This window comes from Lentzea albida (genome assembly GCF_900111005.1).
In the GTDB taxonomy this organism is placed as follows: domain Bacteria; phylum Actinomycetota; class Actinomycetes; order Mycobacteriales; family Pseudonocardiaceae; genus Lentzea; species Lentzea albida.
Genome location: NZ_FOFV01000010.1, coordinates 1 through 20849, shown reverse-complemented (window position 1 = coordinate 20849; position 20849 = coordinate 1). Strand labels below are relative to the sequence as shown.

The following is a 20849-nucleotide window of genomic DNA, read 5'->3' as shown; positions in this document are numbered from 1 at the left end:
CGGCCGATCTGGAGATCGATCACCCGTAGGTCGAACGAGCCCGAGGTCGTCAATGCGCGCTGCGGCACTGGTGCTGGGTCTGGTGCTGCTGGCAGGCTGTGGTGGTGCTGCCGGGTCCGAGGCGTTGCCGCACGTCGGTTTCGTGGTCAAGCGCACGGGTGGCTCCTTCGCCCAGGAGATGACCAGCGGTTTCCACGAGGGCGTCGGCCGCATCGGCGGGGTCAGCGCGACGGTCACGGGTCCACCCGGCCAGGACGGGCACAAGGAAGTCGAGTTGTTCCGGGATTTGACGCTCGCAGCGAATGGCGGAATCGCCGTGGCGACCTCCGAGCCGGCGCTGATGGCGCCGTCCATCGGTGAGGCGCTCTCCCGGCACGTCGCCGTCATCGGTGTCGACATGCGCCTCACCGCGAGTTCCGGCGTCAAACTCCACATCGGTAACGACAACTACGAACTCGGCGAAAAACTGGCTGACGAGCTGATGCGCCGATTGCCTTCGGACGCGACCGGAACAGTTGTGTTGGGAAACACAGTTCCGGGACTCGCCGGGTTCGACGACCGGGCGGACGGAATCCGCGGTCGATTCGCCGAAAAGCTACCGGGAGTAGTGGTGCTGGGGCCGTTCGACACGCAACGTGACGACGCCGCGAATCGGGACGCGTGGAGACGACTCGTGGCGGCGAATCCCGACGCCCTCGCGTTCGTTGGTACGGGCGACTGCGACGGGGTCAGCCTCGCCGCGCTGAGGACCGAGAAGTCGGCGAGGTGGCTGGTGGGCGGGTTCGGGGTCGACCCGAGGACGTTGCAGGCGGTGCGGGACGGCGCGATGGTCGCGACGGTCTCGCCCGAGCACTACCTCAAGGGCGCCGTCGCGGGCTGGCTGCTCGCACGGCACGCGAAGGGCGGCGCGGCGCTGCCGCAGGGCTGGGTCGAGACGCCCGGGCTCACGGTGACCACCGCGAACCTGGACGCGATCCTGCACCGGCAGGAGTCGGAGAAGGCCCGCAGGGACTTCTTCCAGCCTCAGATCGACAGCTTCGTCGAAGATCCGGCGAGCTGGGTGCGACCGTTGGAGCAGGCACGGTGAAGTTCGGGGAGGGCCGCGCCACCGCACGGGTGGCGACGGTGGGGCTGACGGCCGGACTGCTGGTCCTGGCGGGACTGGCGCTGTGGAGCAGCGTCGACGCGCGGGCCACGACCGCGCACGTGCGGCAGGTCAACGAGACCAGCGAGCGGTGGTCCCGCGTGCTGGAGCACATCACCGTCTCCGACAACGCGCTGCGCGACCTGCAGGTCGCGCGGACCGAGCAGACCGTCCAGCCGCTCGCGAACTCGCTCGGCTCCGCGCGCGCCGAGCTCGAGTGGCTGCGCACCGAGGCGACCCCGTCCGACGCGGCCGTGGCCACGCGCCTGTTGCCGCTCTACGACCAGACGACGGACCTCCTGCGCAAGGTCGTCGCCGGCACCGACCCGCTGCAGGCGGACCAGGCGGGGCTGGCGCACTCGTCGCTGCGGCGCCAGATCACCGCGGCGATCAGCGCGAAGCGCCTCGACAACAACGAGTACCTGCGCGCGGCCGACGAGCGCAACGCACGGCTGCGGATCGCGCAGATCGTGGTGTTCGTGCTGGACGCGGCGCTCGTGGCGGTGTTCGGCATGGTGCTGCTCGGCCAGCGCCGCATGATCCTGCGCCAGGCCGCCAAGAACGAGCACGAGGCGCACCACGACGCCCTGACCGGCCTCGCGAACCGGACGCTGCTCGCGCGGCGGATGGAGGTGGCCGTCGACAAGGCGCGCAAGAAGGACGAGCCGCTGGCGTTGCTGATCGTGGACCTCGACAGGTTCAAGGAGGTCAACGACTCCCTCGGGCACCACACCGGCGACCTGCTGCTGCGCCAGGTGGCGAACCGCCTGTCGTGGGCGGTGCGCGACACGGACCTGGTGGCGCGGCTGGGCGGCGACGAGTTCGCGGTGCTGCTGCCCGGCGTCGGCTCAGCGGAGAACGCGACGATGGTCGCGGAGAAGATCCTCCAGGCGCTCGCGATGCCGGTGACGCTGGAGGGCCTGGAGCTCGAGATAGCGGGCAGCGTCGGCGTCGCCCTGTGCCCGGCGGACTCGGGCGACGGCCACGAACTGCTGCGGCACGCGGACATAGCGATGTACGCGGCCAAGCGCGAGAAGTCCGGCGTGGCCGTGTACGACGCCCGCCTGCACGAGCGGGGCGCCGCGCACCTGACGGCCGTCACGGAGCTGCGGCACGCGATCGACCGCGGTGAGCTGTTCCTGCAGTACCAGCCCAAGGCGCTGGCGAACACGGGCGCCGTGTGCGGCGTGGAGGCGCTGGCCCGCTGGCAGCACCCGACACGCGGTCTGGTGCGCCCCGACGAGTTCATCCCGATCGCCGAGGAGAACGGCCTCATCGAGCCGCTGACCCGGTACGTGATCGACGCGGCGCTGCGCCAGTGCCGCACCTGGTCGGACGCGGGCTGGGAGGTGCCGGTGTCGGTGAACGTGGGCGCGGCCTGCCTGCACCACACCGAGTTCCCCGGCGACGTGGCCGACCTGATCAAGCGCCACGGCCTGCCGGCCCGCCTGCTGACGCTGGAGATCACCGAGAGCGCCATCATCTCGGACCCGGAACGCGCGGTGGAGGTGCTGCGCGGCCTGACGGACCTGGGCGTGCGGCTCTCGATCGACGACTTCGGCACCGGCTACTCGTCGATCTCGTACCTGCGCAGCATGCGGGTGCACGAAATGAAGCTTGACCGGTCGTTCGTCACGCACATGTGCACCGACGCCGGCGACTCAGCGATCGTGCACGCCCTGGTGGCGCTGGCCCGCAACTTCGGGCTGCAGGCCGTCGCGGAGGGCGTGGAGGACCAGGACACCTGGACGGCGCTGGCCGAGGCCGGGTGCGACGTGGTGCAGGGGTACTTCCTCAGCGAGCCGCTGCCCGCCGAGGAAGTCGTGTCCTGGCTCGGAGATCGGGCCGCGGCTCACGCGTAGACGTCGGTGTCCCGCCACTGGTCGATGAACGGCTGCATGAAGTCGACCATGGCGGGCAACTGGTCCGCGACCGACAGGTACGCGATGACCCGGATGGCGCCAACGGCGTTGACGAACCGGAGCACGTCCCTGTCGAGCTCGCGCAGCCCGTTCTTGCGAGCGCCCCGGTTGTAGGCGGCTTCGTACTCCGGTCCGAGGCCACCGAGGTCCCACTCGACCGGCCCGTACGTGATGAGCTCGAAGTCGGAGAACAGCGGGCCTTTCGTGCTCGCGAAGATGTTGGCGGGCGGCGAGTCCCCGTGGATCGGCTGCAGGCCGATGCCCGGGAACCGCTGCCGGAACGCCGCTTCGGAGCTGACGAGCGGTTCCAGGACCTCCCACTCGGCGCGTGCCCTGCGCAGGTCCTCGGACGTGACGATGTCCAGGCCTTCGAGCCGTTCGAGGCCCTCGCGCACGAACCGGGGTTCGGCCGACGACAGGAAGTCGAGCTCGCCGGGGTAGTCCTCCAGCGCCTTGTGCAGGTCCGCGGTCAGCTCGGAGTTCTTGACGTAGTCGGGTTCCTGCGACTTGTCCTCGTCGGTGAACGGCCAGAAAGTGATGGAGAAACCGTCACGCCGCACCGGTTCGCGGGGCACGAGGGAGCTCGGCGGGATCACCGGGGTGCCCTGGTCGTGCAGCCACTGCGCGACGTCGAGCTCCTGCTGCTGGCGCCGGGCCAGCGACTCGGGGGTCGTGGTGTGCGGCAGGACGGTCGGGACGCGCGCCACGACCGTCGAGGGCGCGAGGTGCACGACGACGGAGAACAGTTCGTAGAGCACCGCGCCCTCGCCGATCTCCAGGCCGAGCTCGCGACCCGCCGCCACAGCGGCCTCCTTGGCCGCCTCGGTGCGTGCGGCGATGTCTTCAGGGGTCGCGAAGGCTGTCATGGCACGATCGTGTCACGACGGCGGGGCCGATCGCAGATCATTTACGGTGGCCCCATGGCCGACCGCCACCTGATCGACGTCCACGTGATGCTCGTCCGCGACGACGAGGTGCTGCTCAGCCGCCGCCGCGACACCGACCCCCGCTTCGACGGCCGGTGGCACCTGCCGTCCGGCAAGCTCGACGCGGGCGAGTCGGTGCTCGACGCCGCCGCGCGCGAGGCGCTGGAGGAGATCGGCGTGGTGATCGAGCACGCCGACCTGCGGCACGTGCACACGGTGCACGCCAACGGGTCCGGGGTGGAGCCGCGGCTCGGGCTGTACTTCGAGGTGCGGCGGTGGAGCGGCGAGCCGGTGAACCGCGAGCCGGAGAAGTGCTCGGAGCTGGGGTGGTTCGGGGTGGACGCGCTGCCGACGGACATCATCGGGTACTCGGCGGCGGGGATCGCGGGGCACCTGGCCGGGGAGTCGCTGGGCGTGCTCGGCTGGTAGGTGCGGTTCCGGCGTCGGCGCGCACCGCGGGAGCGCGCTCCGTTTTCACGCGGGCCGCCCGCCACATCGCATCGATCCGGCAGACGGCGACCGCCAGCCGCACCGCGCACGTCCGGCACAGCGGACCCGCCCGCCTCGCCGCCACCCACCCACACCGCAGCCGGTCGCCACACCGGACCCGCCCGCCCCACCTCCGCCGGGCACACGCACCGCCGCCGCACCGCACCCGCACGGCACACCACCTCCCCAGCCACACCACACGCAACCCAGCCACACCCACCCGGCCGCACCGCCACCCAGCCACACCAGACCCGCCCGGCACACCGCACCCACCCGCCGCACCTCCGCCGCCGGGTTACCGTGAACGAATGGCACTCGTGCACCCGCCCGGCCTCACCAGGTTCCGGACGCACGACCTGCCCGGCGCCCGCAGGCTCGCCGGGTGGGAGGAGCACAACGCCCGCGCGTTGGTGGGGCTGCGGGTCGAGGCCGACCGGCCGTTCGAGGGCACCGAGGTCAACCTCGCGCTCCCCCGCCTGCACGTGGCGCGCGTCAGCGGGTCGCCGCACGCCGTCGAACGCGACGTCCGGCAGATCGCCGAGCACCCCGCCGACGGGGTGGTCGTCTACTTCATGCTCGCCGGCGAGAGCCGCCTCGAGCACCGGGGCGGCAGTGAGCTGGTCGTCCCCGGCCAGGCCCTGGTGCTGGACGGTGACCGGCCGTTCCGCCGCGAGTTCTCCGCCGGGCTGACCGAGCTCGTGCTCAAGGCGCCGCGGCGTGGTCCGGTACGGCCGCGAACGTTCAGCTTCCGGGATGACGCGCACGCACGGGCGTTGGTGGCGGCGCTGGCGGGCGCGTTGCGCGGGCCCGCCGACTGGGAGGGGCTCGAACGCACCGCCACGGCGTTGCTGGACGCGGTGCTGGGCACCCGCTCCCCCAGCGCGGACCTGGCCGCCGCCCACGCCTTCATCGAGGCCCACCTGCACGAGCAGGAGTTGTGCGCGCAGCGGATCGCCGAGGCCATCGGGTACTCGGACCGCCACCTGTCACGGTTGTTCGCGAAGTCGGGGCAGAGCGTGCCGCAGGCGATCCTCCACGCACGGCTCGACGCGGCACGGCGGCTGCTCGGCGAGCCGATCCCGCTGGCCGAGGTGGCCGCGCGGACCGGGTTCGTGTCGCAGGCGCACTTCTCGCGCACCTACCGGGCGCGCTTCGGCACCACTCCCCGGCAGGACCGGGCGGCGCTGCGGTCCTGAGTTTTTGCCTGTTTCCGCCCCATGCGCACGCGCGCCCCTCCCGGCACCGGAGCGGCTGTCACGGTGTCCGGCATGGTGACGATCGTCGAGACCGATGTGGTGATCATCGGGTCGGGCCCGGCCGGGGCCTCCGCAGCGCTGTTCCTGTCCACCCTGGGCGTTCCGAACATCATGATCACCAAGTACCGGTGGACCGCGAACACCCCTCGCGCACACATCACCAACCAGCGCACGATGGAGATCCTCCGCGACGTCGGTGTCGAGGACCAGGTGCTCGCCGACGCCACACCGCACCACCTGATCGGCGACACGGTGTTCTGCACCTCCATCACCGGCGAGGAGATCGGCCGCATCCTCACGTGGGGCAACCACCCGGCGCGGCACGCCGACCACGTGCTCGCGTCGCCGTCGCTCAACTGCGACATCCCGCAGAACTACCTGGAGCCGATCCTCGTCCGCAACGCCGTCGAGCGGGGCACGCGCACGCAGTTCAGCACCGAGTACCTGGGCCACGAGCAGGACTCCGACGGCGTGACCGTGCGGGTGCTCGACCGGCTGACCGGGTCCGAGTACCAGATCCGGGCGAAGTACCTGATCGGCGCGGACGGCGCGCGGTCCGCGGTGGCCGCCGACGTGGGCCTGCCCTACGAGGGGCGGATGGACGTCGCCGGGTCCATGAACATCACGTTCAAGGCCGACCTCTCCGACCTCACCCGGCACCGCCCGTCGGTGCTGTACTGGGTCATCCAGCCGGGCGCGAACGTCGGCGGGATCGGCGCCGGGCTCGTGCGAATGGTCCGGCCGTGGAACGAGTGGCTGATCGTGTGGGGTTTCGACCTCAGCCAGGGCGTGCCCGAGGTGACCGAGGACGACGCGCTGCAGATCGTCCGCAACCTCGTCGGTGACCCGGCGCTCGACGCCGAGATCACCGGGATCTCGTTGTGGGGCAACAACGACATGTACGCGACGCGCCTGCACCACGGCCGGGTGTTCTGCGCCGGGGACGCCGTGCACCGGCACCCGCCGAGCAACGGGCTCGGTTCCAACACCTCGATCCAGGACTCGTACAACCTGGCGTGGAAGCTCGCGGCGGTCCTCAACGGACAGGCGGGGCCGCAGCTGCTGGAGACCTACTCCGACGAACGCGCGCCCGTGGCACGGCAGATCGTCACGCGGGCGAACAAGTCCGCGCGCGAGTTCGGCGCGTTGTTCGAGGCGCTCGGGCTCGACGCCTCGCAGTCCGCCGCCGAGATGGACGCGCGGATCGAGGAGCGCAAGGCCGGCGGCCTCGCGGGTGCGGCCAAGCGCGCGGCGGTGCGCGAAGCGATGGAGCTCAAGAACTACGAGTTCAACGCGCACGGCGTGGAGATGGGCCAGTCCTACACCTCCAGCGCCGTGGTCCCGGACGGGACGGAACGCCCGGCACCGCAGCGGGATCCGGAGCTGTACTACGAACCGTCGACCTGGCCGGGAGCACGGCTGCCGCACGCGTGGGTCGGCGACAGCAGGAGCAAGGTCTCGACCCACGACCTGGTGCCGTACGGGCAGTTCACGCTGCTGACGGGGATCACCGGCGAGCCGTGGGCCGACGCGGCGCAGAAGGCGGCCGACCGGCTCGGCGTGCCGCTGCGGACCGTCGTCATCGGCCCCGGACGCGAGGTCACCGACCTCTACTTCGACTGGTCGCGACTGTCCGGTGTGGACGAGGACGGCGCGGTGCTGGTGCGGCCGGACAAGCACGTCGCCTGGCGCGGCGCCACCCTGCCGGCCGATCCCGAGGCCGAGCTGATGTCCGTCCTGACGACGGTGCTGAGCCGGGAGGAGAACGCGTGACCTCGCGTTTCGAGCACGTCACACTCGGCCAGCGGGTGCGGTTCGGCACCGGCACGGCCGCGGACGACCTGGCGGCGGAGGTGGAGCGCCTCGGTGCGCACCGGGTGCTGCTGGTCTCCAGGAGGCCCACCGAGGTGACGGCGAAGATCGACGTTGCCGCGCACTGCACCGACGTGGCGCCGCACGTGCCGGTGGAGAACGCCGAACGGGCCCGCGCGCTGGCCGCGGAGTCCGGCGCGGACCTGCTGGTGAGCGTCGGAGGCGGCTCCACGACCGGGCTGGCCAAGGCGGTCGCGCTGACCACCGGGCTGCCGATCGTCGCCGTGCCCACGACGTACGCCGGTTCGGAGGCGACGAACGTGTGGGGCCTGACCGAGGCGTCCCGCAAGACCACCGGCGTCGACGACCGGGTGCTGCCCGCGACCGTCGTCTACGACACCGAGCTGACGGCGTCGATGCCACGGGACCTGGCCGTCGCCTCGGGCTGCAACGCGCTGGCGCACTGCGTGGACTCGATGTGGGCACCGCGCGCCGACCCGATCAACCAGGCGCTGGCGCTGGAAGGCGTGCGCGCGCTGAGCCGCGGCCTGCGCCGGATCGGCGACGCCGAGGGCCGGGAGTCGATGCTCCACGGCACCTACCTGGCCGCCGTGGCGTTCGCGTCGGCGGGTTCCGGCCTGCACCACAAGATCTGCCACGTGCTGGGCGGCGCCTACGACCTCCCGCACGCCGCCACGCACACGGCGATCCTGCCGCACGTGCTCGCGTTCAACGCCTCCGCGGTTCCCGAGGCGGCCGCCAGGATCACGGAGGCGCTGGGTGGCGAGCTCATCGACCTGTACGACGAGATCGGTGCCTCACATCAACTCCGTGGCGTGCCCGACGTCCACGAGGCAGCCCGTCTCGTGCTGCCCTCCGTGCCGCCGTCGAACCCCCGCCCCGTCACCGAGGACGACCTGATCTCCCTGCTCACCGCTGCCCAGAAGGGGCTTGTCGCATGACCTCCCAGCACCGCATCGAGGAACAGCTCACCGAGGAGGTCATCGCGTCGTTCGCGCGCACCCCGGACCCGCGGCTCAAGGAGCTGATGGAGGCGCTCACCCGGCACCTGCACGCGTTCATCCGCGAGACGCGCCTGACCGAGGCCGAGTGGACGCGGGCGATCGAGTTCCTGACCGCCGTCGGGCACATCACCGACGAGAAGCGGCAGGAGTTCATCCTGCTGTCCGACGTGCTGGGCGCGTCGATGCAGACCATCGCCGTGAACAACGAGGCCTATGAGAACGCCACGGAGGCAACGGTCTTCGGCCCGTTCTTCGTGGAGGAGTCGCCGGAGGTGGGCCTCGGCGGGGACATCACCGGCGGCGCGTCCGGAACCCCCTGCTGGGTCGAGGGAACCGTCCGCGACACGGCGGGCGACCCGGTGCCGGGCGCGCGGATCGAGGTGTGGGAGGCCGACGAGGACGGCTTCTACGACGTGCAGTACACCGACTCGCGCGTGGCGGGCCGCGGCCACCTGTTCTCCGGCGAGAACGGGGAGTTCTCCTTCTGGGGCACGACCCCGACGCCGTACCCGATCCCGCACGACGGCCCGGTCGGCGCGTTGCTCGACGCCGTCGGCCGCTCCCCGGTGCGCGCCGCCCACCTGCACTTCATGGTGTCCGCTCCAGGTCTCCGCACGCTCGTCACCCACGTCTTCGTGGAGGGCGACCCGCAGCTGGAGATCGGCGACTCGGTGTTCGGGGTCAAGGAGTCGCTGGTCAAGCGGTTCGAGGAGCAGCCGGCGGGAGCGCCGGCGCCGGACGGGAGGGCCCTCGGCGACAAGCCGTGGGCGCGCTCCCGTTTCGACATCGTGCTGGCCCCCGCTCAGTGATCGCAGCAGACCCGCTCGGCCCACTCCGGTTCGTGCCACCAGTGCCGGTTCTCCGCGGACGGGAAGGGGTCGAGCGCCGCCGTCGTCGCCGGCACCTGCGGCTGCCGGTAGGGCGCGAGCAGGTCGGGAACGACGTGCAGCACCCCACCGACCATGACCTGCCGGACGTTGGCCGCGGCCTTGACGTCCGCCAACGGGTTCCCGTCCACGAACGCGATGTCGGCGGGCGCGCCCGCCTTGATCGCGCCGAGCGGCAGGCCCAGCCAGCGTGCCGGGTTGCGGGTCGCGGTCATGAGTGCTTCCCGCGGGGTGAAGCCGTACTCGACGAGCGCGCGCAGGTTCTGGTGGGTGGCGGTGGCGGGGCTGTCGAGCGGTGCGTCGGTACCGGTGATGACGAACCCGCCGCCGCGGTGCACCGCCAGCGCGAACTCGACCCATCCCCGCAGGACGGAGCGCGACGCGGTGGCGGCCGGGGTGCCCTGGGTGTCGGCGTCGGCCACGTACCGCTCGTACTCCCACGGCGGGTAGAGCACGCGGGTCCGTTCGTCGGTGACCAGCGACTTGTCGGTGTCGTACAGGGCGCGTGACTGGAAGAGCGTGGGCGTCATCGACATGCCGGAAGCGGTGAAGATCGCCACCACGTCCTGGTAGGCCCTGCCCGTGCGGGTGATCGTGTGGGAGTAGCCGAGGCGGTTGGTGGCGCCGACGTGTTCCTGGCCGTCCATGCCGAAGAGGGCGGCCGGGTAGTGGTAGTGGCTCGACAGCGGCACCCGGGACCGCCGGACGGCGGCGCGTTGCAGCTCCACGGGCAGGCGGACGTAGGTCTTGAGCATGTCGTAGCCGAGCTCGTGGGCGCGGCGCAGTTCGAGGTCCAGCTGGGCCTTGCCCAGCGTCGGCCGCATGAAGTTGTAGTAGACGCGGGAGCCGTCGACGGCTTCACCGGTCGCGTAGAACCTCGGCCCCGTCAGGGTTCCCGCCGCCAGCGCCTCCCTGGTCTCGACCATCTGGTAGACCGGGTCGCCGGGTGAGCGAACGGTCGTGATGCCGTACGCGAGCCACGCGTTGCCCTGCCGCGCGCCCCACTGGCGGCCGCGCAGGTGCCAGTGGTTGTGGGCGTCGATGAGGCCGGGGATCGCGGTCAGTCCCGACGCGTCGACGTCGGCCTTGCCGCGGTGCGGCCGGATCTCCTCGACCTTGCCGTTCTCCACGACGATGTCGGCGTCGCGCTTGAGCTCGTGCGCCTCGCCGTCCCAGTAGGCGCCGACGTGGATCACCCTGCGCTCGGGCGCTTTCGGCCTGCGCCAGGTCAGGCCGTGGCGGATCGTCGTGACCCCGCCGTCCAGAGTGGACTTCCGCAGGCGGCCGTTGTTCAGGTACACCAGCGCGTCGCTGCCGTGCCAGGCCAGCGAGTCGGTGACCTCGTGCGTGACCTGGCGCGGCTCGCCCTGGAAGGTGCCCTTCGCGTCGACCGGGACGACCCACGCGACGCTCTCGACGACGAACGCGACGAGCCTGCCGTCCGGCGACCACACGGGGCCGTCGTCGCCGCGGGTGGCGATCGAGCGGAACGGCATCGGCTCGGTGTACTTCAGCTCGCCACTGGCGAGGTCCACGCTGAGGATCTGGCTGGTGCCCTCGCGGAAGCGCCGCGAGAACGGCTTCACGGCGGCGAGCGCGACGGTGCCGCCGTCCTTCGACCAGGTCGGGCGGCCCGGCTGGAACAGCGTCGGCGTGAGCTGCCGGCGCGTCTGCCGGTCGGTGACCCACACCTGGCCGTCCTGGTCGAGGTAGGCGACCCTGGTGCCGTCCGGGGAGAAGCGCGGCGTGATCTGCGCGTGCGGAGCCGGTGCGTACAGCTCGTCCTCACCCGAAGCGAGGTCGCGCAGCCACAGCTGCGCGACGCCCGTGCGGTCGCTGGCGTACACGATCTTCTTGCCATCGGGCGAGAAGTCGGGGTCGGAGTCGAAGTACCTCCCGCCGGTGAGCTTCACCGCCTTGCCGCCGCTCAGCAGGTACAGCGCGTTCAACGCCCGGAAGGCGATCTTCCCGTCCCCCGACACGACGGGGCTCGCGATTCCCTTGACAGGGCCGCCGGTGAGGTTGCGGGTGCGGTGCGGCCGGCGCCGGGTGGTCACCGGGACGACGGCGCTGAACGGGATGTCCGCAGTGGACCCGTTCGCGAGCAGGCGGATCCTGCCGTCGGCGGTGTAGAGGACGCTGTCGCCGTCCCAGAGCGGCGCGAACCCGAACACGTCCTGCCCGGTGACCACCGCGGTCGTGCCGAGGACCAGTTCCGCCTGTCCCGGCTTGATCCGCGTGTAGCTCGGCTGGTCACCGGGCCCGAACGCGGCGCCGAAGAACTGCGTGCCCGCCGGCGCCGTGACGAGCCGTTCACGCTTGCCGTCCACCGAGACCACGTCCACCGCCGCGTTGCCGACGGTGAAGATGATCCGCTTGCCGTCAGCAGACCACTGCGGCGCCGCGGCCTCGTCCGGCACGCCGGTCAGCTGCGTGATCGTGCCGCTGGACAGCTCCAGCACGTGCACGCCGTAACTGCCCGCCCGGTCGCTGACGAACGCGAGCCGCTTGCCGTCCGGCGAGAAGGCGGGCTCGCGGTGGTCGTACCTCCCCGACGTCAGCTGCCTCAGCCCGCGCCCGTCGAGGCCGATCACGTACACGTGGTAGTTGCCGTCCCGATAGGACTGGAACGCGATCTGGCCGCCGGGCCCGAACGACGGCAGCGTGGCGTCCTGCAGCTCGTCGGTGAGCTTGCGCGCTTCGCCGCCACTCGCCGGTAAGACCCAGATCGCGGTGACGAGGTCGATGGCGAGCCACTTGCCGTCCCGAGACCGCGACACCGAGATGTTGGTGCCCTGCGTCAGTTTCACGCGCTCGCCGGACTCCGCCGCGGCGGTGCCGATCGTGAGCGCGGACGCGGTGGTGGCGACGGCGGCGGCCTGGCCGGTGCGGGTCAGCAGTTCGCGGCGCGACAGTTCCATGGCGGCACACTCCCCCGGTGTCGATCCCCTAGGAGATCCACCCTGGCACCGCGAAATCCGCGCACAGCCGCCATTCGGACCAGCACCCACCAGGTGGGACGCCGGTCTCAAGATCGCGCGAGCGCGTCCAGCAACGGCGGCACCTCGTCGGGCACGCTGAAGTACGAGGTCTTGACCCCGTCGGGATAGCGGGCGACGAAGATCTGCGGAACGCCCGCCGGGATCAGCCCCCTGGCCTGCAGGCTCGCCGTCAGCCGGCGGTACGGGCGGGTGAAGCCGCGCAGCATGCGGTCGTCCGCGTAGTCGCCCAGCGCGTACACCTCCTCGCGGCTGACCCGGCCGCGCCGGTCCGGGGTGGCGAGCCGGAGCGCCTCCGCCTGCACCGGGGCCTGTTCGTCGAGCTGGTCCAGCAGCGCGGACAACGCTTCCAGCGTCCACTCCGCGGTCGGTTCCTCGGCGGTGTCCTCGTCCTCGGCGACCCGCCCCGCGTCGGCGGACGAGTCCTGGTCGACGTCCACCTCCAGCACGGACGCGCGGGCCAGCAGGTCGGTCGGCCGCATGAGGAACAGCCGGCGGCCGGTGAGGTCGCTGTACTCGAGGGACAGTTCGGGCCGCGGGCCGATGAACTCCGCGCCCTGCCGCCACCACCAGTCCTCCTTCTCGTCCCGGGTGACGATGAGCAGGTCGCGTTCCTTCTCCTGCGCGTAGCGGGTGGCCTGGTACCAGACGAGGTAGTCGCCCGCGCCGCCATCGGCCGAGTCGTCCTCCTGCTTGCCCGCGTCCTTGTAACCCGGCGGGATCTCGGCGTCGATGCGCCGGTTGGCCTCGGCGACGCAGTCCACGTGCTCGTCGTCGGCCAGCGGCGCGGTGACCCGCCCGCGCAGGAGCTCTTCCAGCTGCTCGAGGATCGGGTCGCCGGTGCGGTCCGCGTCGGCGTGCGCGAGCACCTGCTGGAGCTTTTGCTGCAGGCCGTTCACGAGCTCGTTCACCTGACCGGTGAGCTCGGCGAGCTCGCTGTTGTTGACGCCCACGGCCTTGGCCCACGTGGTCAGGCAGTCGTTCATGGACCGGCCCGACTTGGCGAGGGCGTCGGTCGCGGCCTTCGTGGCGCCGCGCGGGCTCCCCTGCGCCCGCTGGCGGTGCCGCCAGAACTCGCGCAACGCCTGGTGCGGCACGACGAGCCGGTCTCCCAGGCTGGTGAAGGTCTTGATCAGGTCGCTCGACGTCTGCGGGCTGAACCTGTACAGGTCCAGCAGCACGTTCGCGTCGACGGCGACCACCGCCTCCCGCAACGCCCCGTCGAGCTCCTCGGGCGAGGCGATCTTGTATCCGGCGAACTCCCCGTCGTACAAGCCGTTCATGCCGGAATGATCGTGCCCGTGCCATCGGCCCGTTAGCGATATGTGGGCCGTTCATTCGAACGGCCCACACGGCCTACAGAGCCAGCGCGCCCTCGATGCGGGCCACCATCGCGTCTTCAGCGTCGACGACGACACCGTCGGCCTCGGCGACCTCGCGGCAGATCGCCAGCACGGCGCGCGGGAAGTCCTTGGCGTCTTCCGGCGACTTGGCCGCGAGGACCTTCATCGAGGAGCGCAGCGCCTCCAGGATGACGGGCTCGATCTCCTCGTCGGTGCCGGCGGGCACGGACGGGCGGGCCGCGCCCATCACGCCGCGCAGGTCGGGCGACAGGTGCGTGAGCGCGCGCAGGCCGGCGAAGCGTTCCTCCAGCACGGGGCCGGGGTCGGCGTGGGAGACCAGCAGCATCGCGCCGTACACGGCGGTGCGCAGCGTGCGGCTCTCCTCGTCGGTGTAGAAGATCATGTCGCTCACTCTAGGTCGTCGGGTCAGCCGGTTGTTCCGGTGTTGTTAAGAGGACTCCCGAGCGCTCACGCGGTTGCTCCCCAACTGGGAGAACGCCTGTGACGGAGGTCTACCGGAGCCGACGCGAACAAACTGGATGGTTTGTGCGTTGAGATGGGTTGAGACTTCTCGGCCCAGGAGGATGCAGGCATGACGACCACCGCTACCCGGCCCCGCGTCACGGTTCGGCGGGTGGTGTTCACGCTCGTCCTCCTCACCGTGACGACACTGCTGTTCTGGGTGCCGTTCGAGGGGCTCTTCGCCGCCAGCGCGGAGTGGCCCGATCCGGTGCGGCCGATCGCCGCGGTCGTGTTCGCCGCCGCGGCCATCACGATGATCGTGCTGTTCACCCAGCGCGGTAGCGACCGCGCGGCGCGGATCTCCCAGTTCCTGCTCGGCTTCGTGTGGATCGCGTTCGTGTGGACGCTGATCTCCGACGTCGTCCGGCTCGGCATGGCGCTCGCGGGCGTCGAGAACCCGTTCCGCTCCCGTTTCATCGCCGTGCTGCTCGCGGTCCTCATCGTCACCGTGACGGTCTACGGCGTGTACGAGGCCATGCGCGTGCCGCGGATCAAGCGGCAGGACGTGACCCTCCCGAGGCTCGACCCGGCGTTCGACGGCCTGACCGTCGCCGTCATCACCGACACGCACTACGGCGCCATCAACCGCGCCAAGTGGTCGCGCGGCATGGTCGACGCCGTCAACGGCCTCAACGCCGACGTCGCCGTGCACGTCGGTGACATCGCGGACGGCACCGCCGAACAGCGCCTCGAGCAGGCCAGGCCGCTCGGCGACGTCAACACCGAGCACCGCTTCTACATCACCGGCAACCACGAGTACTACTCGAACGGCCAGGGCTGGGTCGACCTCATGACCCGTCTCGGCTGGAAGGCGCTGCGCAACGAGCACGAGACGCTCGAACGCGGGGGCGCCAAGCTCGTGTTCGCGGGCACCGACGACATCACGGCGAGCCACTCCGGCGAGCCCGGCCACGCCGCGGACCTCGGCCACGCCCTGCGCGGCGCCGACCCCACCGCGCCGGTCGTGCTGCTCGCGCACCAGCCGTCGGAGATCCGCAAGGCCGTCGAGGCGGGCGTGGACCTGCAGCTGTCCGGGCACACGCACGGTGGGCAGATCTGGCCGTTCCACTACCTGGTGCGGCTGCAGCAGCCGGTGGTCGCGGGCCTGTCGAGGCACAGCGACCGCACCCAGCTCTACACGAGCCGCGGCTCCGGCTTCTGGGGCCCGCCGATGCGCGTCTTCGCGCCGAGCGAGATCACACTGCTCACCCTCAGGTCGAGCTGAGCTGTTCGCCCGGAAGATGGCCGCTGTCGTTGAACCTGATCAGGCGGGGTGACTCGCCGGTCGTGTAGCGGATGACCGTGAGGGCCGCGTTGTCGTGGTTCAGCGTCAGCCAGCTCTCGGGCGGGGCGTCGAGCGCGTCCCGCACGAGCCAGCCGATCAGGAACGCGTGGGTCACGACCAGCACCGGGCCGTCGCCGGGGCGCGCGAACCGCGTCTCGGCCTCGTGCGCGAGTGCCGGGCCGCGCGTGCGCTCCGACTCGGGGAACCGGTCGAAGAACTCGTCGTGGTCGGGGACGAAGTGCGGCACGTAGTCGTCCGCCGCCGCCTCGACCCGGCAGGGCACGCGCAGCACGCCGGCGATGATCGCCGCGGTCTCCGCGGCACGCGCCGCCGGTCCGTGGTGCACGGCCGCGAAACCCTTGCCCCGCAACCGTTCCGCGACCGCCTCGGCCTGCTTGCGGCCGCGCGCCGTCAGCCGGGACCCGTCCTTCGTCGCTTCGCCGTGGCGGACCAGGTGCAGTTCTCTCGTCACGCCGTGCAGTCTGCCTTGACCGCGCTGGCGGCGTGATGGGCGTAGGTCGGTCCGGAGCCGTTCCAGTCCTGACCTCGGCTGAGCAGCTGGACGGTCAGGTTTCCGCTGGCCTTGAACTTCCCGGCGACGACCCACTGGCCGCGCTTGTCGACCTGCTTGATCGCGAACGACGCCATCGGGGTGCCGCCGACACCGTTGCGGTCGAACACGTAGTACACGGTCGGGTTACCCCCGACCTGTTCCAGGCTGCCGTTCGGCACGTGCACGGAGACCTCGCAAGTGCCGGTGACCGCGAACGTCCACATGCCGTAGGCCGTGGCGTCGTCGCGGCGGGCGTCGCCCGACATCGGGATCGACACGAACGACGTGCCGCATCGGCCGTCGCCGTGGTCGACCCAGCCCTTGCGGCCGTCGCGGTACGAACCGACGCTGGTGTAGCCGCCGCAGCCGGGCCCCGTCGTGAACGACTTGGCGCCACCGGGGGCCCTGCCCGTGTCACCGGCGGGCGGTGGCACGGCGTTCTGCGTGCTCGTGGGCATCAGGCCCAGGGCGGACGAGGCCAGCGTCGGGTCGAGGCTGTGCGACGTGGACTCCTCCGGCAGTTCCTCCGGCGGGGTGATCAGGCCGGGGACGTAGCTGTGCGAGGGCTGCGCGACGTTCGTGTTCCCCTCACCCGAACCGCCGTCGAACGTCACGACCGCGACCGTCGCCAGCACGAGCAGGGCGGCGATCGCGACGATGGCGGCGGTGCGCGGCTTGATCGGGCCGCCCGGCGGCTTCTCCTGCGGCGCGCGCTGGTCGCCGGCCGCGGCCCAGCGCGCGGCTCCCCTGGCGCGGGCTGCCTGCATCAACGCCGGGTCGGGCGCGAAGTGGCGCTCGGTCGGTGGTTCGTCGGGGAACTGGGTGGGCACGGAGCGCAGTGTGCCAGGAGCACAGGGCCACTCGAACGTGTGGTTCTTTCACGATCGGGTCGTTTGCACTCAACGGAACGCACACCGTGACCGTCAACGGCCTATTTCGTCCACACAGCGTCATTCTCGGTGGTCCGGGCGGGCGCCGATAACTGACTCGTGAGTCAGGCTAAGCACCGTCCCGCACCTGCGGGCACCGATCGTGGGAGCGCGCACACCCCGATCTTGTCACGGTCCCCCGTGTCACGAGGAGGAAACACCTGCGGAACGCCTTGGTATCGCGGCGCTTCCGGGCGGCGGAACCGGCGTGTCGACGCCGTTGCACCGCGCGATCCCACCGGTCAGAACGGTGGTGGCCAAGCCGTCCTGGCACGCCCTCGGGTGCCCGCCATGCCCTCCGCCAGACCGGCCGTCGTGCTGCTCGCCGTCCTCGTGGCGGGCTGCGGCACGGCGATCCCCGGTTCCCCCGCCGCCGCGCCGCGGACACCGGTCACGTCGAGGTCCCAGACCCTCACCATCGTGACTCCGGCACCGAGCAGCGCCGCTCCCCCCGCCCGTGGCGAAGTTCGGCACCCCGGCGGGCACCGCCGCGGTCCCGGCCGAGGCCGCCGCGGAGGACACCTCGAGGCACGCCCGCGTCATCGGCACCGGCACGCCTGCGAGCTGCACGTCGCAGGCCGTCCTCGACGGCGGTGGGCTGATCACGTTGAGCGGCAGGGGACAGCACCGCGTGCTCGACCAGGGCGGGCCGCGGCTGGTGGTCCAGAACATCACCCTCGCCGACGGCGACTCGACCGGCGACGAGACCGACGGGAGTGCGGCGCCGCGATCCGCGTGGCCTCGGCAGCCGACGACGTGCCCGTCCACGTCACGGACAGCACGTTCGAGGGCGGTGTCTGCTCCAACGGCGGGGCGTTGAGCAGCATCGGCGCGTCGTGGGTCGTGCTCAACAGCCTGATGAGGAACAACAAGGCCGTCGGCCGGGGCGCCAACCCCGCCCGCGGGGGCACGCCGGGCGGTGGCGCGGTGTTCTTCGTCAGCAACGACAGGTCGGGTTCGATGTCCGTCGAGAGCTCCACGCGCCGGCGAGCAGCCGAGGATCACCGCCTCGACGGTGCGGTGAGCCTGCCCGCGACCAGCAGCAGCACCAGCCCGCACACGCACATCGCCAGGCTGAAGCCGTAGACCCAGCGGAAACCCAGTCCCTGCGAGACGCCGAGCAACGCGCCCGCGACCATGCCGCCGACGATCTGGGTGTTGCTGAACATCGTCGTCGCGTGGCCGGGCCGGCCGGGGTCGAGGCTCTGGAAGTACGTGATGCCGACGCCCATGATCAGCGAGATGACCGTGGCGTGCAGGACCTGCGCGGCCATGACGTGCCAGACGGAGTCGGTGAACAGCATCAAACCGTGGTAGCTCAACGAGATCACCGCGCCGATGACCACGAGCCGGTGCTGCGACATCCGGTTCGCCAGCGAGCCGAACCACAGCATCATCGGGATCTCCAGCGCCGCGCACAGGCCCATCGCGAGCCCGGCGTCCCCGGCCGTGCCGCGCAGCTCGGTCGTGATGAACAGCGGCAGGCCACTCACCGCGAGTGCCACAGCTCCTTGCAGGAACAGGAAAGCCGCCGACACGACCACCATGTTGCCGCGCGCGGGTCCCGCGGCCTCTTCCTCCTCCGCCGCCTCCTCCTCGGTCCGGGCGGGAGGAACCGGAAGCGCGAGGGCGAGGGCGGCGACCCCGAGCTGGAGGATCGCGGTGGAGGCGAAGAGACCGACCCACCCCGTCTTCGCGACGAGCAGCGCGGCCACCGGCGGACCGGCGACCCACGCGACCGACAGCAGCGTCCGCAGAACGCTGACGACCATCGACGGTCCCCGGGAGACCTGCCGGCCGTACGCGAAGAGCTGCGGCAGCAACGCCCCCGTGAGCGCGATGAACACCACGGACGTCCCGAGCAGGAACCAGTAGTCGCGCAGCACGGCGAACAGGCCGTACCCGACCGCGCCCGCGACACCACCTGCGGCGAGCAGGTACCGGCGCTGCACCCGGCCGTCCGAGAGCCTGCCCATGACCGTGCTCGCCACGACCTGCGCGAGCGGGCTCACGATCAGGAAGAAGCCGAGCTGGAACGGCGAGACCTTGATCTCCTGCGTCAGGAACAAGGAACCGAACGGCAGGGCGAACGCCATCGACACGCCGGACACGACGCTGATGACGGAGAGTTGGAGGAACGTACGGGACAGGAGCGGCGAGGATCTTCTCTCGCTGAGTGCCGTCACCCGTTCATCGTGCGCGTTGACCCGTGAATCAGGAAACTCGATATCCCATTATGCGGGCAACATCTCACACGACGACGATCGCACCGTCACGACGGTGATCTGCACCACCCCTGAGCAGCCCGGATCCGGTCATTTCGACCACCTGGCAGCCGCCGAAGAACATGTTCGGCGCACGGAACCGCGTGACCGGCAATTCACTTTCCGGTCGAATTCCCGGCTCGACGTGGAGGTGGTCGCCGCTCAGGTGCATGCGGGGCGCGTCGACGGCCTCCTGGGCGGCCATGCCGCGGTCCAGGACGTTCACCAGCACCTGCAGGATCGCGCCGCAGATCCGGCTCGACCCGGCGCTGCCGAGCACGAGCTCCGCCTGGCCGTCGTTCGTGACGACCGTCGGCGCCATCATCGACGGCAGCCGGTCACCGGGCGCGTGGCTGAAGAACCCGTCGGGCGACAGGTCCTCCTCCCCCATCATGTTGTTCAGGTGCACCCCGGCGATCGAGATCCCGGACCCCGCGCCGTTCGTGGTCGTGACGCTGCACGCGGTGCCGTCCGCGTCGAGCACGGAGATGTGCGTGGTGGAGCCGAGCCGGTTCAGGTGCGCCTTCGGCGTGGCCAGCGCCCGGAGGAGGTCCTGCTGTGAGGGGTCGTCCGGCAACGCTTCGAGCATCTGCGTCAGCAACGCCCCACCAGCTGCGGGCGGCGGGTTCGTGTGGATGTCACGGCCGCGATGCCGCACGTGCAACGGCTCGCGTTGAACGGCTTCGTAAGCTGCGAGGTCTTCTCGCGTGAGGTCACCGCCGTTGCGGCCGATCCAGTCGGTGACCGCTGCCGCGATGTCGCCCCGGTAGAACGGCTCCGCGCCGTCGGTGCCGAGCCGTTCGAGGGCCTCGGCGAGCTCGGGCTGCACGAGGAGCTCACCTTCGTCGAGGGCGTTGAGCTTCGCGCTGCGGGCGAGCGGCAGCAGCAACGACGTGACGTACGCCTGGTACCGGTTCACCCGATGGCCTTCACGGGCGTGCGTGACCGCGGCGGCCACCAGCTCGTGCAACGGCGCCCGCCCGTAGGCGGTGGCTTTCGCCGCGCCGGCGGGCATCCCGAACGCGGCGACCGACGACGGTCCCACGTGGAACTCCTGCTGCGCGTCTCCGAAGTGGACGGTGATGGGGTCGAGCGGGGCCCGGTCGCCTGTGCGCCCGCGCCCCGGCGCCACGGCCGAGAAGTCCAGCAGCACAGGCGTTTCCCCCGCCGGCGCGATCATCATGTACCCGGCCGACCCGAGCCCGGTCAGCAGCGGTTCGGTGACGCACGACGTGAGCATTGCCGCGACGGCCGCGTCCACGGCGTTCCCACCGGCGCGCAGCATCGCCGCGCCCGCCTGTGCGGTGAGCGGGTGGCCCGCCGCGATCGCGCCTCGCACGGTCTACCTCCATGAAGGGAAGGCGAACAACGGTAGACCTGCGCGGGAGGGGGCGGCCACCCGGCCCGCGCGGGGGTGCGGCGGTGGTGACGGGCCGGGGTCGGCGGCCGGGCGGGGTGGCCGGGCGGGGTGGTGGTGGTGGTGGTGGTGGTGG

General features: G+C 71.3%; 18 protein-coding genes. 9 read left to right on the top strand and 9 right to left on the bottom strand.

What is annotated here, in order from left to right; genetic code table 11:
• Window positions 1-52: 52 nt before the first annotated feature.
• Together BMY74_RS23965 and BMY74_RS23960 are read left to right on the top strand one after the other, a co-directional pair.
• Window positions 53-1087: a sugar ABC transporter substrate-binding protein gene (locus tag BMY74_RS23965; protein WP_089919743.1), complete on the top strand. Its 1035-nt coding sequence runs from the start codon at window positions 53-55 to the stop codon at window positions 1085-1087.
• Window positions 1084-3006 (top strand): putative bifunctional diguanylate cyclase/phosphodiesterase, encoded by a 1923-nt coding sequence (locus tag BMY74_RS23960; RefSeq protein ID WP_089919741.1) that lies wholly within the window; start codon window positions 1084-1086, stop codon window positions 3004-3006. Before BMY74_RS23965 ends, BMY74_RS23960 begins: the two co-directional genes overlap by 4 nt.
• Here the strand turns inward: BMY74_RS23960 and BMY74_RS23955 are convergent.
• Window positions 2997-3932 carry a phosphotransferase gene (locus BMY74_RS23955; protein ID WP_089919739.1) on the bottom strand — a complete coding sequence of 312 codons (936 nt, stop codon included), beginning with the start codon at window positions 3930-3932 and terminating at the stop codon, window positions 2997-2999. The genes BMY74_RS23960 and BMY74_RS23955 overlap by 10 nt on opposite strands.
• Before the next feature lie 54 nt (window positions 3933-3986).
• Here BMY74_RS23955 and BMY74_RS23950 point away from each other — a divergent pair, with 54 nt between their 5' ends.
• The 5 genes from BMY74_RS23950 (at window position 3987) to BMY74_RS23930 (ending at window position 9383) form a co-directional block, all read left to right on the top strand.
• Window positions 3987-4421, top strand: coding sequence for an NUDIX hydrolase (locus BMY74_RS23950; protein ID WP_089919738.1), 435 nt, complete (start codon window positions 3987-3989; stop codon window positions 4419-4421).
• Window positions 4422-4789: 368 nt separating this feature from the next.
• Window positions 4790-5677 (top strand): AraC family transcriptional regulator, encoded by an 888-nt coding sequence (locus BMY74_RS23945; protein WP_177229891.1) that lies wholly within the window; start codon window positions 4790-4792, stop codon window positions 5675-5677.
• A 72-nt stretch (window positions 5678-5749) separates the two neighbouring features.
• The gene (locus BMY74_RS23940) at window positions 5750-7510 is read left to right on the top strand and encodes an FAD-dependent oxidoreductase (RefSeq protein ID WP_089920232.1); all 1761 of its coding nucleotides are present in this window, start codon (window positions 5750-5752) and stop codon (window positions 7508-7510) included.
• Entirely contained in the window at window positions 7507-8511 is a 1005-nt protein-coding gene (locus BMY74_RS23935) for a maleylacetate reductase (RefSeq protein WP_089919735.1), read from the top strand. The genes BMY74_RS23940 and BMY74_RS23935 overlap by 4 nt, the downstream gene beginning before the upstream one ends.
• Window positions 8508-9383 (top strand): dioxygenase family protein, encoded by an 876-nt coding sequence (locus BMY74_RS23930; protein WP_089919733.1) that lies wholly within the window; start codon window positions 8508-8510, stop codon window positions 9381-9383. Before BMY74_RS23935 ends, BMY74_RS23930 begins: the two co-directional genes overlap by 4 nt.
• On the opposite strand, the gene BMY74_RS23925 is transcribed toward BMY74_RS23930, so the two are convergent.
• The 3 genes from BMY74_RS23925 to BMY74_RS23915 form a co-directional block, all read right to left on the bottom strand.
• Entirely contained in the window at window positions 9377-12382 is a 3006-nt protein-coding gene (locus BMY74_RS23925; RefSeq protein WP_089919731.1) for an amidohydrolase family protein, read from the bottom strand. The genes BMY74_RS23930 and BMY74_RS23925 overlap by 7 nt on opposite strands.
• A gap of 107 nt (window positions 12383-12489) precedes the next feature.
• Window positions 12490-13743, bottom strand: a complete 1254-nt coding sequence (locus BMY74_RS45185; RefSeq protein ID WP_089919729.1) for a PIN-like domain-containing protein — start codon at window positions 13741-13743, stop codon at window positions 12490-12492.
• Between the two features lie 73 nt (window positions 13744-13816).
• The gene (locus BMY74_RS23915; RefSeq protein WP_089919727.1) at window positions 13817-14206 is read right to left on the bottom strand and encodes a hypothetical protein; all 390 of its coding nucleotides are present in this window, start codon (window positions 14204-14206) and stop codon (window positions 13817-13819) included.
• A 189-nt stretch (window positions 14207-14395) separates the two neighbouring features.
• Here BMY74_RS23915 and BMY74_RS23910 point away from each other — a divergent pair, with 189 nt between their 5' ends.
• Entirely contained in the window at window positions 14396-15550 is a 1155-nt protein-coding gene (locus BMY74_RS23910; protein WP_089919725.1) for a metallophosphoesterase, read from the top strand.
• Here the strand turns inward: BMY74_RS23910 and BMY74_RS23905 are convergent.
• The 3 genes from BMY74_RS23905 to BMY74_RS45180 all read right to left on the bottom strand — a co-directional run bounded on the left by BMY74_RS23905 (window position 15537) and on the right by BMY74_RS45180 (window position 17511).
• The gene (locus tag BMY74_RS23905) at window positions 15537-16082 is read right to left on the bottom strand and encodes a histidine phosphatase family protein (protein WP_218159718.1); all 546 of its coding nucleotides are present in this window, start codon (window positions 16080-16082) and stop codon (window positions 15537-15539) included. The genes BMY74_RS23910 and BMY74_RS23905 overlap by 14 nt on opposite strands.
• On the bottom strand, window positions 16079-16993 hold the full coding sequence (locus BMY74_RS44300) for a hypothetical protein (protein WP_143091688.1): 915 nt from the start codon (window positions 16991-16993) through the stop codon (window positions 16079-16081). Before BMY74_RS44300 ends, BMY74_RS23905 begins: the two co-directional genes overlap by 4 nt.
• A 341-nt stretch (window positions 16994-17334) precedes the next feature.
• The gene (locus tag BMY74_RS45180) at window positions 17335-17511 is read right to left on the bottom strand and encodes a hypothetical protein (protein WP_177229890.1); all 177 of its coding nucleotides are present in this window, start codon (window positions 17509-17511) and stop codon (window positions 17335-17337) included.
• 38 nt (window positions 17512-17549) lie between these two features.
• Here BMY74_RS45180 and BMY74_RS23900 point away from each other — a divergent pair, with 38 nt between their 5' ends.
• Window positions 17550-17912, top strand: coding sequence for a hypothetical protein (locus BMY74_RS23900; protein WP_089919723.1), 363 nt, complete (start codon window positions 17550-17552; stop codon window positions 17910-17912).
• A 181-nt stretch (window positions 17913-18093) separates the two neighbouring features.
• On the opposite strand, the gene BMY74_RS23895 is transcribed toward BMY74_RS23900, so the two are convergent.
• Both BMY74_RS23895 and BMY74_RS23890 read right to left on the bottom strand, forming a co-directional pair.
• Window positions 18094-19278, bottom strand: coding sequence for an MFS transporter (locus BMY74_RS23895; RefSeq protein ID WP_245786323.1), 1185 nt, complete (start codon window positions 19276-19278; stop codon window positions 18094-18096).
• Between the two features lie 64 nt (window positions 19279-19342).
• Window positions 19343-20695 (bottom strand): gamma-glutamyltransferase family protein, encoded by a 1353-nt coding sequence (locus BMY74_RS23890; protein ID WP_089919721.1) that lies wholly within the window; start codon window positions 20693-20695, stop codon window positions 19343-19345.
• Window positions 20696-20849 lie beyond the last annotated feature (154 nt).

Coding starts and splice junctions, on each gene's coding strand:
- BMY74_RS23965 (WP_089919743.1), top strand. CDS start 53: ATGCGCGCTGCGGCACTGGTGCTGGGTCTGGTGCTGCTGGCAGGCTGT.
- BMY74_RS23955 (WP_089919739.1), bottom strand. CDS start 3,932: ATGACAGCCTTCGCGACCCCTGAAGACATCGCCGCACGCACCGAGGCG.
- BMY74_RS23950 (WP_089919738.1), top strand. CDS start 3,987: ATGGCCGACCGCCACCTGATCGACGTCCACGTGATGCTCGTCCGCGAC.
- BMY74_RS23945 (WP_177229891.1), top strand. CDS start 4,790: ATGGCACTCGTGCACCCGCCCGGCCTCACCAGGTTCCGGACGCACGAC.
- BMY74_RS23940 (WP_089920232.1), top strand. CDS start 5,750: ATGGTGACGATCGTCGAGACCGATGTGGTGATCATCGGGTCGGGCCCG.
- BMY74_RS23930 (WP_089919733.1), top strand. CDS start 8,508: ATGACCTCCCAGCACCGCATCGAGGAACAGCTCACCGAGGAGGTCATC.
- BMY74_RS23925 (WP_089919731.1), bottom strand. CDS start 12,382: ATGGAACTGTCGCGCCGCGAACTGCTGACCCGCACCGGCCAGGCCGCC.
- BMY74_RS45185 (WP_089919729.1), bottom strand. CDS start 13,743: ATGAACGGCTTGTACGACGGGGAGTTCGCCGGATACAAGATCGCCTCG.
- BMY74_RS23915 (WP_089919727.1), bottom strand. CDS start 14,206: ATGATCTTCTACACCGACGAGGAGAGCCGCACGCTGCGCACCGCCGTG.
- BMY74_RS23910 (WP_089919725.1), top strand. CDS start 14,396: ATGACGACCACCGCTACCCGGCCCCGCGTCACGGTTCGGCGGGTGGTG.
- BMY74_RS45180 (WP_177229890.1), bottom strand. CDS start 17,511: ATGGTGAGGGTCTGGGACCTCGACGTGACCGGTGTCCGCGGCGCGGCG.